At 42.4% G+C, this 14,185-nt stretch carries 9 protein-coding genes; 3 read left to right on the top strand and 6 right to left on the bottom strand.

The window, feature by feature from the left end:
- The first annotated feature begins 190 nt into the window (after positions 1–190).
- The gene (locus HYN49_RS15060) at positions 191–607 is read left to right on the top strand and encodes an acyl-CoA thioesterase (protein ID WP_108904885.1); all 417 of its coding nucleotides are present in this window, start codon (positions 191–193) and stop codon (positions 605–607) included.
- A 7-nt stretch (positions 608–614) separates the two neighbouring features.
- Here HYN49_RS15060 and HYN49_RS15055 read toward each other — a convergent pair whose 3' ends face one another.
- Genes HYN49_RS15055 through ribD form a run of 3 tightly spaced genes read right to left on the bottom strand, consistent with a single transcriptional unit; the run spans position 615 to position 2,840 of the window.
- Complete coding sequence (locus HYN49_RS15055) at positions 615–1,232, bottom strand: IMPACT family protein (protein ID WP_108904884.1); 618 nt, start codon at positions 1,230–1,232, stop codon at positions 615–617.
- The gene (locus HYN49_RS15050) at positions 1,229–1,840 is read right to left on the bottom strand and encodes an HAD family hydrolase (protein WP_108904883.1); all 612 of its coding nucleotides are present in this window, start codon (positions 1,838–1,840) and stop codon (positions 1,229–1,231) included. Before HYN49_RS15050 ends, HYN49_RS15055 begins: the two co-directional genes overlap by 4 nt.
- Positions 1,818–2,840 carry a bifunctional diaminohydroxyphosphoribosylaminopyrimidine deaminase/5-amino-6-(5-phosphoribosylamino)uracil reductase RibD gene (gene ribD, locus HYN49_RS15045; RefSeq protein WP_108904882.1) on the bottom strand — a complete coding sequence of 341 codons (1,023 nt, stop codon included), beginning with the start codon at positions 2,838–2,840 and terminating at the stop codon, positions 1,818–1,820. The genes HYN49_RS15050 and ribD overlap by 23 nt, the downstream gene beginning before the upstream one ends.
- Positions 2,841–2,894: 54 nt before the next feature.
- Between ribD and prmC the strand changes: the two genes are divergently transcribed.
- Positions 2,895–3,737, top strand: coding sequence for a peptide chain release factor N(5)-glutamine methyltransferase (prmC, locus tag HYN49_RS15040; protein WP_108904881.1), 843 nt, complete (start codon positions 2,895–2,897; stop codon positions 3,735–3,737).
- A gap of 1 nt (position 3,738) precedes the next feature.
- On the opposite strand, the gene HYN49_RS15035 is transcribed toward prmC, so the two are convergent.
- Complete coding sequence (locus HYN49_RS15035) at positions 3,739–4,971, bottom strand: ABC transporter permease (RefSeq protein ID WP_108904880.1); 1,233 nt, start codon at positions 4,969–4,971, stop codon at positions 3,739–3,741.
- Positions 4,972–5,096: 125 nt separating this feature from the next.
- Here HYN49_RS15035 and hisS point away from each other — a divergent pair, with 125 nt between their 5' ends.
- Positions 5,097–6,470, top strand: a complete 1,374-nt coding sequence (hisS, locus tag HYN49_RS15030; RefSeq protein ID WP_108904879.1) for a histidine--tRNA ligase — start codon at positions 5,097–5,099, stop codon at positions 6,468–6,470.
- A 53-nt stretch (positions 6,471–6,523) separates the two neighbouring features.
- Here hisS and HYN49_RS15025 read toward each other — a convergent pair whose 3' ends face one another.
- Together HYN49_RS15025 and HYN49_RS15020 are read right to left on the bottom strand one after the other, a co-directional pair.
- On the bottom strand, positions 6,524–7,306 hold the full coding sequence (locus HYN49_RS15025) for a T9SS type A sorting domain-containing protein (RefSeq protein WP_108904878.1): 783 nt from the start codon (positions 7,304–7,306) through the stop codon (positions 6,524–6,526).
- Between the two features lie 210 nt (positions 7,307–7,516).
- Entirely contained in the window at positions 7,517–14,080 is a 6,564-nt protein-coding gene (locus tag HYN49_RS15020) for a choice-of-anchor D domain-containing protein (RefSeq protein ID WP_108904877.1), read from the bottom strand.
- Between the last annotated feature and the right edge of the window lie 105 nt (positions 14,081–14,185).

Here is a 14,185-nt window from a genome sequence, read left to right as displayed (position 1 = left end):
ATTATTGGCCTAAATTTTTTGTTTATTAATGGTTTATCTTACAAAAACGGAAGTGTAAAATCCTCTTATGTTCGGGAGAACAAATATGTGAACAAAATTCTGTAAAAAAAAATTATTCAGGATAGATTTTGTAAAAAAAATATCGTAAGTATAGGGTAAAATTAATGTTAAAATAAGTCTAAATAAAAATATGCGAACACATCAGATTGAAGTACGTGTACGGTATGCTGAAACCGACCAGATGGGTGTGGTTTATCACGGAAATTATGCCCAGTATTTCGAGATGGGGCGCGTGGAATGGCTGAGAAACCTGGGAATTTCCTATAAGTGGATGGAAGAAAATGGAATCATGCTCCCTGTGGTTTCCCTTACAATGAATTATAAAAAACCCGCCAAATATGATGATTTGTTGGTTGTTAAAACTATATTAAAAAACCAGTCGTCGGTACGTATAGAATTTGATTATGAACTGTATAGCGAGACAGGCGAGTTATTAACAATTGCGAACTCCATTTTAGTGTTTGTAGACATGAAAACCGGCCGCCCGACGATGCCTCCGGAGTATATTTTGGAGCGTATTTTAAAGATTGATAATAAATCCGAATAAATGGTTGTTATTCCTTGATCCTGATGTCAATTTCGAATGCGGAATGGAATGTTTCAAAAACTGTTTGCGAAGTTTTTTTTCTGCACGATATTTCAATTTCACAATCAGTTTTCATTTTCTGGGAAACGATTTCGAGTTGATTTTCACGGATCATCCGCATTACCTTATTCATGTTCTTATATTCAAAATGGATGATGAAATGTATACGGATAATTTTCTCTATGATTTCGGAATTTTCCAAAGCCATTTGCGCTGCAGTCCTGTATGCTGAAATCAATCCGCCAACGCCAAGTTTCACGCCACCAAAATAACGCACGACGACAATTAAAACATCAGTTACTTTAAAAGACTGGATTTGCCCATATATTGGCATTCCTGCACTATTATTGGGTTCGCCGTCATCGTTCGTGCGAAAGGTGACTTTTTCAGTCCCGAATTGGTAAGCATAACACCAATGCCTTGCACTGTAATGCTTGGTTCTAAGCTGCTCGAGGATTTCCTTCACCTGAATTTCAGAGCTTACCGGAAAGGCATAACCAAAGAATTTGCTGCCTTTTTCCTTAAAAAGCGCTTCTTCTGAAGGTGTTGAAATGGTTTTGTAAGTGTCTTGTACTTCTGGATTCATGCATCAACAACCATGAATTTCTTTTCGAAGAGGTTTACGACATCCTCATCAGGCTGTAGGTTCCAGACATTGATCCCCAATGCCGCGGCAGCATCTGTATTTTCTTTCTTATCGTCGACGAACAGCGTGCGTTTCGGGGAAAGGTCGTGTTTTTTCAGGATAAAGTTGAAGATGGATTCATCTGGTTTTCGCATGCCCATTTCATGGGAATAGTATACTTTTTCAAAACAGCGGTAAAAGTCGCTGGCAAATGACATCCCTACCTGGTCTTCAAAATTCTCCATGTGTATGATATCTGTATTCGTGAGCAGGAAAAGCCTGTATTTGGTCGAAAGCAGTTGCAGGAATTCAAGGCGATAAAGTGGGAAATCGCCAATGATGCTGTTCCACGCGGCCTTAATCTGGTCTATCGAAGCATTTGGAAGGTTTTTTCTAAACCCTTCCAGGAACTGATCTTCGGTAATTTTACCGCGCTCGAAATCATCGTTGAGTTTCAGTAATTCCGGATTGGGTCCGTCAAGGCCTAGTTTTTTAAATTCATTAAGTGATGTTTCCTTGTCAAGATTGATTAAGACATCGCCAAAATCAAAAATAATTGTGTTGATCATTGTTAGTAAGCATTAAAAGTTCGTCTCCTGAAATGGAATGCGTTTCAGAAATAGTACCCAAAATATCAGGTGCTTTAACGCCGTCACCAAACGGAATTTTCCCTTTAAAAATTCTCGCTTCGTCCCAAAAACCAGCGTCTATAAATGTCTGTAATGTTTTTCTGCCGCCTTCAATGATAACTGACTGGATATTGCGTTTGTACAGATATTCCGCAATTTGTGCCGCACAATTTTCATTAAAGTCAATTTCAGTGCCTGAAATCAGTATGGTTTCCGCCTGATTATCAAATATATGATTTTCTTTTGGAATTCTGTTGTGCCTGTCGATAACTATTCTGACGGGATTTTTTCCTGCCCAATCCCTGGTTGTCAGTGTCGGGTTATCATCAACGGCAGTCTGCGTTCCAATCAGTATAGCATGTTCCTCACTGCGCCATTTATGGACCAATTGGCGCGAAGTTTCGTTGGTGATCCAGACCGGTTTAATTTCCGATTTGGTTTTCGGAGCTATGAAACCATCGGGTGTTTCTGCCCATTTCAGGATAATGTAAGGCCTTTTTTTATTATGGAAAGTAAAAAAACGTTTGTTGATGTCGCTGCAGTCTTTTTCAAGAACACCGATGGTTACTTTTTTACCTGCTTCCTGAAGCCTTCGTATGCCTTCTCCTGCCACTTTCGAATGGGGATCGGTAATGCCAATAATGATTTCAGGTATTTTTTTGGAAATGATCAAATCACAGCAGGGTGGTGTTTTTCCAAAATGGCTGCACGGTTCCAGGTTCACATAAATAGCTGATTTTTCAAGTAACGCTGTGTCCTTTACCGAATTGATTGCATTCACTTCAGCATGAGGTTCCCCGGCTTTCCGATGCCAGCCTTCGCCGATGATTTTGCCTTCATGAACAATGACGCTTCCCACCAAAGGATTCGGATAGGTGGTTCCAAGTCCGTTTTGGGCAAGTTCAAGGCAGCGCCGCATGAATTTTTCGTGGATAGTCATCACACAAAAGTAAACTAAAAAATCATTAGGTTTGTAGACAGAATTGCCACTGATATGCCAGTTAAAATCACCGATTACAGAACCAAATTCGTCGAAACGCTGACTCCCATTTATGATAAACTGGAAGCGGAGAGTTTCTTTTACCTGATATTGGAAGATCTCCGGGGTTTGAAAAGAATAGATCTGGCTTTGAATCCGGATAACGAAATTACTGAAATTGAAAAGTGGGGTCATTTGCTTGAAGCGCTTAAAAATGAAGTGCCCGTTCAATATCTGTTAGGGAAAACGACTTTTTATGGGTTGACATTTGAAGTGAATGAAAATGTCCTGATCCCGAGGCAGGAAACTGAAGAGTTGGTCGATTGGATTGTTTCAGATCATAAAGATCAAAACACGAAAATCCTTGACATAGGGACGGGGAGTGGCTGCATCGCCATTTCTTTGGCAAAAAGCTTTACCGATGCGAAGGTTTCGGCCATTGATGTTTCTGAAAAGGCTTTGGCTATTGCAGAAAAGAATGCAGAAATCAATCAGGTAGAAGTGAATTTCTTGTCGAAAAATATCCTCACTACCGATGATTTGGAAGAGCGTTATGACATCATCGTTTCAAATCCGCCGTATGTACGCGAATTGGAAAAAGATGAAATCCGCAAAAATGTTTTAGCGTATGAGCCACATCTGGCATTGTTTGTAGCGGATGATGATGCGCTGGTGTTTTACCGTAAAATAGCCACTCTGGCACTCAAAAGCCTGCATCCTGAAGGGAAATTATATTTTGAAATCAACCAGTATTTGGGAAAGGAAATGTTGCAGTTATTGGAATCGATGGGTTTTAAGGATATCCAACTTCGAAAAGATATCTATGGAAATGACCGTATGGTGAAGGCAACCATATAGGTTATTCGTAACGCAAAGCTTCAATCGGGTCGAGTTTGGCGGCCTTGATAGCAGGGTACAAGCCCGAAGCGATCGCCACCAGGAAACTTACTACAAATGCCCAGACTATGGCGCCCCAGGGAATTACAAATGCAAATCCGATAAAGGAGGAAATGATGTAGCCGATCAGCAGTCCAAAAATGGAACCTACAAATCCGCCCAATTGCCCGATGACCAGCGTTTCTATAAAAAACTGTACGGCGATAGTTGTTTTTTTTGCGCCCAATGCCTTCCGTACGCCGATTTCACGCGTACGTTCCGTAACGGAGACAATCATGATGTTCATAAGCGCGATCGACGAGCCGAAAATCGTGATGATGCTGATCAGGAAAGCCGCACCGTCAAGATATACCGAGATTTCCATGACACGATTAATAAGGTCGTCACTGCGTACTACACCGAAATCGTTTTGCTCGACCGGGCTCAGTTTTCTCACATCGCGCATCGTAATGGTGGCATTGTCTACAGCGGCGTTCAGCAGTTCATTCCTGCCCGCCATTACACTGATGGTGTAGTTCGTGTTGGGCATCGAAAACAGTGAACGCGCAATCTGTATCGGGATGAAAACCCGTAGATCCTGGCTGTTGCCAAAGGTGGAACCGCGCTCTTTCAATACGCCGATCACTTTAAACCGCGCACCGCGGATGGAAATGGTCTTGCCAATCGGTTGGGTGTTTTTGAACAGGCCTTTTAAGAAATCAGAGCCTAAAATGCAGGTGTAATTATTGTTTTCAATGTCGAATCCTGTGAAATCACGGCCTGATTGTATTTCGAGCCCCGAATTGGTGATGAACAGATTGTCGACCCCCATAATGGTGATTTCCGGGTCGGTTTTTTCGGATTCATAACGAACTTCTGCCGATGAAGTAGCCGCAAATGATAACGAGCAGGTTGAAAACGGATAACTGAAACGTTCTTTAAAATCCCGTGCCTGCTGGAATGTAATGGCTGGATGTGGTTTTTCCTCCTCACTGCTGCGCGAGGAATAATCATATTGATTGATGGTGAACGTATTGGCGCCCATCGATGCAAAATTGGAGGTCAGTTCGTTTTCCAAAGCCGCTACCACAGTCAGGATCCCAACCAGCGCCATAATCCCTATGGCGATAATCAGCACTGTCAACACGGTGCGTAGCAATTGGGTGCGGATGGAGCCTAAAGCAACACGGATATTTTCCCGGAAGAGTTTAAACATGGATGTGGTTTGCTACGAAATTACGATTTTTGGTTTAAGTTTGCATCAGCAATTTATAATTGGCAATTAATAATTAATAATGAGTGTTGCGGTTTTGACAAACCTCATTCTTATATAAAATTGAAATGGCACAAAAACCGGGAATCCCAAAAGGGACAAGAGATTTTTCACCAGGAGAGGTGGCGAAAAGGCAATATATTTTTGGGATTATCAAAGGCAATTTTGAACGGTTCGGGTACCAGCCTATAGAAACGCCATCGTTTGAGAATTCGGAGACGTTGATGGGGAAATATGGTGAAGAAGGGGATAGGCTGATTTTTAAGATTTTGAATTCCGGGGACTTTCTGGAAAAAGTTTCAGAGGAAGAATTGCTTTCTAAAAACCCAAAGCAACTGACATCCAAAATTTCCGAAAAAGCATTACGTTACGATCTGACCGTGCCTTTTGCACGCTACGTTGTACAACATCAGAATGATATAGAATTTCCGTTTAAGCGTTACCAAATCCAGCCGGTTTGGCGTGCAGACAGGCCACAAAAAGGACGTTTCCGTGAGTTTTTCCAATGTGATGCCGATGTTGTGGGGTCTAAAAGTTTATGGCAGGAAGTCGAGTTGGTACAATTGTATGATGCTGTTTTCAGTGAACTTGGATTAGACGGTGTGACTATCAAAATTAACAATCGCAAGATCTTATCCGGGATTGCGGAAGTTATCGGTGCCAAAGACAAACTCATAGATTTTACCGTGGCGCTTGATAAATTGGATAAGATAGGCGAAGATGGGGTCAGGAAGGAAATGACCGACAAAGGCATTTCTGCGGAAGCGATAAAAAAAATACAGCCATTATTCCAGTTTTCCGGTTCGATTCAGAAGAAATTGGAAAAACTGGAGCAAATGTTGTCAGGCTCTGATGAAGGTTTGAAAGGGGTGCAAGAACTCCACTTTATATGCGACAAAATTGCGGCATTGGGGCTGGATAAATCCATACTCGACCTTGATGTAACTTTGGCACGCGGCCTGAACTACTACACGGGAGCTATCTTTGAAGTGGCGCCTCCGAAAGCCGTTTTGATGGGATCTGTAGGCGGTGGCGGAAGATATGATGACCTAACAGGTATTTTCGGGTTGAAAAATATGAGCGGCGTGGGAATTTCCTTCGGACTGGACAGGATTTACCTTGTTTTGGAGGAGCTGGGATTATTTCCCGCTACGGTTAATGCGACTTCAAAAGTCCTGTTTGTAAATTATGGGGAAAATGAGGCGCTGTATGCCATGAAAGCGATTATGAAATTGCGTAAATCGGGTGTCAAGGCAGAGTTGTATCCTGACAATGTAAAAGTGGGAAAACAATTCCAGCATGCTGATAAAAGGGAAATACCTTTTGTGGTCATTGTCGGGGATCAGGAGATGATTGATGAAAAATTTACATTAAAGAACCTGGCAACGGGTGACCAGGAATTGGTTGATTTCGGGAAACTAGAACAAATTCTTAAGGAATAAAATAAAAAAGCTCCTTAGGTAGAGGAGCTTTTTTGATAGATGTAGATTGATTTTTATTTCAGTAAAACTTTCTTCGTGATGGTGCCACCCGGCGTTTCGACATTTACAATATAAACACCTGCGCTAAGGCCGGATACAGGAAGGTTTAAATTTGTCTGGTCTATTTCAGACACGTTCCAATAGGCTGCTTTTTGACCGGTAATGCTGTAAAGGCTTACGGTTGTAGCGGTATTGGAAGTTGTGTTTATCAACGATAATACTTTTTCAGAAGTAATGTAATTTACGGACATTTTTCCATCAGTAATTGTTCCTGTTCCTAAAGTGGATTGTGTAGAAAAACGCAGTGAAAACCTGTTATTGAAGGTCCCAACACCAACATTAGCAGTAAACGGCCCGTTTTTGATATTAAAATAGGTGTTATTGTCTGCATCATAAATGAATACTTCCTGCGTTGGGTCCCAATATTCAGCCGCGTCGATATTGATAGTGATGGTGCCTACAGAATTAGACCTTACGCCTAAAGGATAAATATTGTTCGTATTGTAATAACCAACACCTTGTATAAACAATTCTGTAGTGCCGCATAAAAAGTAAAAGTCATTCGGCAGGTTAAAAACGTTCACAGCGTCAAACCCCGGATCAATTCCTTCGGTAGCGTTGTCATTTTCGAAACCGAGAAGGATTTGCCTGTAAAAATTGTTGTGAGAATGGAATCCTAAACGAAGCTTCGTAAAGGTTTCTTCTGTGAAGTCATCATCCTGTGAAAAGGATTTTGGGGCCACCATCAGCATTCCGAAGAGGAATAGGATGCTGATGCGTGTGTAAAGATTTTTCATGATTAGTAGGTTTTATTTTTGGTAAAAATATACCTAAAAAATAATGTTAAAAATTCTTTTCGTTGAGTTGCAGATATTAACGTTGTATGGCGCAAACCAAGTATTTTTACGTAGGTAAAGTATTGATTTTATTGGCTTTATGCGCCTTTATTAATAATAAAAGGCATCCGGTTAAAGGATGCCTTTTGTACACTATGATGTGTTTTTAGCTTATCTGATGATAATCTTTTTCGAAACAGAACCAGTAGTTGTTTTGACTTTTACAATATAAGTTCCGGAGCTGATATTCTTCACGGGAATCTGGATATTTTCCTGATTTTCATTTTTAACATCCCATATAGCAATCTGCTGGCCAAGTACATTAAACAGCATTGCTGATTCAACTGTTGTTGAAGTCAAGGTATTTTTTATAGTCAGCATTTGATCTTTACTTGTGAAAAACACGCTGATCTGATCTTCAGCTACAGGATTTGTGACTCCAAGAGGATTGAAGAACCTCAATGAAAAACGTTGCTCGAAAGTTCCTTCATCCAGTGTAGTTTCGAAAATCCCTTCCCTGATATTATGGTATGATTGGTCAAGGGCATCATAGATATAAATTTCCTGATTTTCATCAAGGTTTTCAACGCCGTCCAAAGTGAATGAAACAGGACTGGCTGTATCTGCAGTCACGCCCAGTGGATATATGCTTGATTCTGAAAAACTTCCAACACCCTGTACCAGCAGGTTGCTGTCCGGTGTTTTGAAGTACATGTCACTTGGATTGGTATCGAAATTTAAGGCATCATAACCTAAATCAAAAGCATCTGTAGCATTCTGATTCATAAATCCTATCAATACCTGGCGGTGACTGTTTACATTGTTGTTGAAACCAATCCTTATTTTAGTGAAATTTTCTAAATCCGATGCTAAAGGAGTATTGTCATTAGCCTCCTGAACAGATTGTGTTGCATTTGCATTGCGCATCAACGCCGTACTGTTGCTGGCATTTTCTTTTACGAAAGCCCTTTGGCTGTTTTTAAAAGTAATATTACCACCCGTAGTGCTTCCTTGTACAAAGAAACCTTGTCCGACAGGAATATAATCGCCTGGTGCGACATTGCTTGTACCCACCTGGCCACTTGTTCCAGATGCGGCGCTGGCAGGCGCTACACCTCCAACTAAACTATATACTCCGTAACCGCCAATGTAGCTCGCATATACATGGGAATTATTGGTTGAGGAATGTTCCCAGAAATAAAGTGCTCCTGTCAAAGCGCCACTGGTCCCTGGATTAGCTGAAGGGCTGGAAGCAGGCAGGTTGTCTTTAATAAATTCCATTGCACTGAGTGCTGATGGATAAGGATTTCCAGATAAATTTAAATTGCTAGCTGAAATAGGTGATGTAATCGTACCGTTGTTAGGCTTGCCTACAAAAACATAATTCTGCGTAGTAGAACTTGTACTTGACCCTTTAAGAGTGTATCCCTGACCTGCAGACAGGCTTCCTGATTCGCCCACGAATGACCAGCTTGCGTATGCATTTGTAAGGTTCTGGTATTTGTAGATCCATGAACGGCTTAAAGTGATCGGGGCACTAGTCCCTGGAGCATCCTGGTCATCAATCCATGCGATGTTAACCGGAGAACCCGAAGAGCCATCTTTCATTACACCGTCGACGGTATAACCATTATTTACGGTGCTGCTTGAGATCGTACTTACAGGGGAACACCAATAATTATAATTAAACCTGATTTTTGTTCCCTGCTGGTCGCGTTCAATCTTACCGGTAGTAGTGGTTGCCAGTGTACTGTTTGTGCTTTGGACCAATTGTGACTTGTCTACCAAATCGATGGTGCCTTGAAGATCAAGATACCAGGAATTTTCTATCTTATTATTATTATTTACAGTGATTTTTTTGCCTGAATCTACTATAAGGCCAACACCGGTTAAATTATTGCCCAAGGTAACATCGTGCTGTACCTGAATTACAGAATAATCGTTTGCTGTAACATCCGGACCATAAATAAAATTTGAAGTATCGGTAAGTGCAGTACTGTCCAATATACCAGCCTGTTTGGTTTTAAAAGGCAAAGGCGTATTCTCAGTCTTAATATATTTTACGTTGTAGATTTTACAGTAAGCGGAACTAGTACCGTTGTCTGTCCCAGCAAGAGTGTAATCGTCTGTCACATTGCCTTTATAGTCGTCCATCCTGTAATAGGCTTTAAGATTTGCCCATGTTGAAGATTCAATGTCTTTAGGAATGACTGCTCCACGGATAGCGGTTCCATTTTGGTCGATTTTCTGGTAAACCATTTTTTGTAACTGGTCATCGGTCAAAGAGGTGTTAAACACACGGACTTCATCTATATAACCCCTGAAATAGTTAGAACTCGCACTTGATTTTTTAGCGATAGTGAACTTGGTGCTTGTTGCGCCAAGGCTTCCGGACACGGAAACAGTATTCTTCAGGCTTCCGTTTACAAATAATTTTAATCCTGTACTGCTGTCATACACTGCTGCTACATGGTACCACCTGCTTACATCGAGTGAAGTGGTCCATGTTGCGCTGTATGAACCTGCTATGGCGGTCACCCTTTTTGTAGCGCTGCCACTAATGGTGATATAGAAATTGTCCTGTCCTAAAACGATTGTGGAAGTTGAAGGATAATTAGTATCTAATTTTACCCATCCCATAATGGTGGCTTTCGAAAGTCCTGTTAAAAGATTAGCGCCTTCTGCATAATCGTTGCGGCCATCAAAATCGATAAGAAGGTTCTTATTGATGATATTTCTTGGAGATCCAACAGATATAACGCTTCCGCTTGAAGGAACATTATAGCTGTCAAAAAGATCCATAATACCATCCTTATCAACATCAGCGGTTCCGTCTACCTTTCCATCATTATTAGCATCCAGGCTTGCATAAAGTGTACCGGCTATATCTTTTGTTGAACCGTTAGAGGTTAGATCGAGATAGTCCGGGGTGCCATCTCCATCTGTATCAGTAGGAAATGCCTTTGCGGTAGTTCCGTAGGCTGTAGAGTCGTCGTTCAAATCCAGGATTCCGTCAAGGTCAGTATCCGCATTATCACCCTTACCGTCACCATCGATATCTCCATCACCATTATAAGAGCCACCAGTGTTGCTTAAATAAAAAGTATCGGCCTGTGCTTCATCAATGTCAAATTTCGTGTCATTGTCGCTGTCATAGTCCATGAAATCGTAGATTCCGTCACCATCTGTATCTGGAATATACGCAGTATAATAATTGCTGATAAAATCCGGATCAATGTTGTCATTCAATCCATTTTTGTTGGCATCAACCCACTTTGTATTGTCGGTATTATCGATTTTACTCTTGTTATTTGTATACGCTTTAAAGCCCGCTTCCACTGCATCAGGAATTCCATCGTTATCATCGTCCAAATCAAATGTATCAGCTTCATCGTCATGGTCCATATCGCAATAACGCTGTGATACCGTAATGTCATCAAAAGCAATATCGTTTCCTAATCCCCCAAGGGCATTGTTAATAAAAGTTACGCGGAAATCCGTTTCCGAAGTAGTAAATGTAAGGGAGTAGTTGATCCAGTCAGACTCCGTTGCGATGCCGGACGGACTTGGCGCAATATTTCCTGTGGAAAGCGAAGTAATAAGTGAATTGTCAGCAATCTTCCTTATTTCAATCCTGATATTTGGTCTGATACGGTTATCAATATCGGCAGCATCAGTTCGGTCCAAATTTATGGCATAAAAACTGAATGTTACTTCTACGTTAGGGGTTACTCCTGATATGATGTTGGAATACATCTGTCCCGCCGTATACTCAGCATTGATCAAAGCCATTTTACCGTTTGTGTCACCCGAAGTATGATCGGGACCTTTATACCAAAGGCCATCCGCCCAAGACGTAATCTGGGCTGTATTGTGCACGACATATTGCCCGTCATACAAATTGAAATTGTACTCATAGTCCGGGCCAATGGATGCATTCGGATCGTTATCGTCAATGTCCGTCGCAGTTGTTCCTGTACCGAAAGTCTCATTCAGGAAAACTTTGGATGAAGTTTGCGAAGTTGACAATGTTGAGCAGGCAGCCTGTTCAATAGTATCCAGAATTCCGTCGTTATCATCATCAACATCTGCATCATCAGTCACGTTGTCACCATCAGAATCGGCGTAAGTATTTCCGGTACCTTGAATGAAGAATACATACGCAGCTTCATTAGGATCGTTGTTGTTGATCGTCACTATCGCGCTCCTAGTACCTGCACTGCTTGGATTAAAGTTAATAGTCAGAGTGGTGGTTCCTGTAGTAGCCGCAACACTCGAAGATGGTGTTGTCGTAATCGTAAAATCAGCTGCATTGGTTCCAGTAATTGTAGTCGATGTTATCGAAAGCACCGCATTTCCTGTATTGTATATCGTAAAACTTTTTGAAATGCTCCCGCTGGTAACATACATACCGCCAAAATCGGTTCCCTGTGCCGTCGTTGCAGCGTCATACATATTGATGTCTGTTAAAGGTGAACCACCTTTTACATTGATTTCTCTTGTATTTGCACCAATAGTACCCGTTACCCTGATCTGGAAATTGGATTCATCGGTATCGTTATTGGTAAGGGTAATGGTAGCAGTCCTTGTTCCGGCAGAAGTTGCGGCAGGAGTATAAGTAATGGTGAAGTTTAAAGATTCACCTGCGGCGACTATTGTACCGGCTGTAATTCCCGATATCGTATAATCGGTATTTCCTGCTTGGGAAGCACTGGTGTTCGCAACGGTTACAGCACTGAATTTCAATGGGCCGTTCCCAGAATTTGTAACCGTAAAGTCCCTGGTAATATAACCACCATTATTGAATTGTGCTCCAAAATCAGTACCTTCAGCAGTAGTAGGGGTGATGTCATTGTAGGCTAAATTTGTAGCAGGATATCCTCCTGTCATTGCAATTTCAGGATTGGTCCCTGTCCCGGTTACATAAAATATATAAGACCCTTCATTCGAATCTGCGTTTGTTACTGTAACCGTTCCATTTACTACACCTGTAACGTTAGGATTAAATTGTATCGTAAAGGTCGCTGATCCGCTTGGTAATATTGTTCCTGCCACGATTGTTGATGCCGAAACGGTAAATCCGGTTCCTGATACCGCTACACTTATTCCTGTAAGTGATTGTGGTAACGGCAATAAGGTGGCAGATTCATTCCTGATCGTGAACGTTTTCGTAACCGGTGTGTCGAGTGTATTGACTGAGCCGAAATCTGTATTGTAAGTACTGCTTGCAGCGGCATACATTGGGATGTCAGTACCTGCTGAGCTTTCTACTCTAATATCCGCTGCGGTTGATGTATTGTTGGTTCCGGTGATATCAAATTTAAATAAGCCGGCATCATTTGCTATATTTACCGTCGCTTTTCGTATCCCACCGGATGACGGATCGAATCGCACAGAAAATGTTGTCGTTCCGCCTGGGGCCACTGTGGTTGCCGGAGCGGTAATGATAGAAAAATCCGATGCATGCGATCCTGTAAGCGTAACCCCCGTAATGGTCAGCGCTCCTGAACCACTGTTAGTGATTGTAAATGTTTTCGTAACATATCCTGCAGTTACCTGGGTGCCGAAATCAGAGCCTTTGGCAACAGTAGGGGAGTTGTCATTATTCGGTATAGATGCTGGGGTAGGACCGCCTCCGGTCACTGCAATCGTTGGCGCTGTACCCGTTCCCGAAAGACTGAAGTTATAAACGGCTTCGTCAGCATCGTTTGTGTTAAAGGAAATCGTCCCATTACGTGTTCCCGTACCAGTGGGCTGGAATTTTACGGTAAGGGTAGCAGTACTTCCCGCTGCCACTGTAGTTGGGGCCGTGCCGAATGTGCTGAAATCCCCTGTATAAGTAGGAGTGCTTAATGTGAGTGCAACGTTACCTGTATTTACAATGATGAAATCGCTTGTAAGATAGCTTCCGGTATTTACCGAGCCGAAAAGTGTACCTTCAGAAGCCGAGGGTGTAGCATCATTGTCAGCAACGTTTGTTCCATAAACGCTAAATACGCCAATTTCCGCAATTCCATAGGTGATAATCACTTTTCCGTTGGCGCCACTTCCACCTGCAGAACTTCCGCTGGTAGTCCTGTAAGCACCGCCGCCGCCGCCGCCGGGCACCGTTCCTGGATTTCCGACACCGGTAGATGATGATCTTCCGCTACCACCATTTCCGCCATCCGTTGGTGCAGTCGCTCCGGTAGCGCTATTGGTTGTACCTGCTACGGCAACACCATTGGCACTTCCTGATGCAGCTCCACCGCCACCATTGGTTAATCCGCCGCTCACGCTCGCACCGGCGGCTCCCGCACGGTTGAATACGTTTCCTGTTCCGGCAGCAGCACCCGCGCCGCTTCCGTTTGAGTTATCAGCGACACTGCCACCGCCATTTGCAACCACAGTAGTGGTGTTGAAAGTTGTGTTTTGTCCGGATGCCGTAGTAGTGCTTCCGCCACCGACCACGACGTTGTAATTAGTCCCCGGGGTTACAGTCATCGTATGTTTCGAATAACCACCGCTACCGCCTCCACCACATGGGCCTGTACTCGTTACTCTCGATCCTCCACGGCCTCCGCCGCCCCAGGCTTCAATTGTGATGCTTGTAACTCCGGAAGGGACAGTAAAAGTTTGTACTGCGCCGGATGTAGTGTAGCTGTAGGTTACTGTGCTTTGTGCAAATGAATTTTGGGCAAACCAAAATACGCAGATAAGCAAAAACAGCTGTTTCAAATTGTATGATTTCTTCATGGTTATAGATTTTGATTTGGGATTAAAATCTGGTGCGAAAGTAAAGTGTTAAAATTAACATTTGAAAAATACTCGTTAAGATGTATTTTTAATCGATAAAGTGCA

The organism is Flavobacterium pallidum (assembly GCF_003097535.1).
Classification (GTDB): Bacteria; Bacteroidota; Bacteroidia; order Flavobacteriales; family Flavobacteriaceae; genus Flavobacterium; species Flavobacterium pallidum.
The sequence above is the reverse complement of the archived record's forward strand: the minus strand, read 5'-3'. Positions and strand labels throughout refer to the sequence as shown.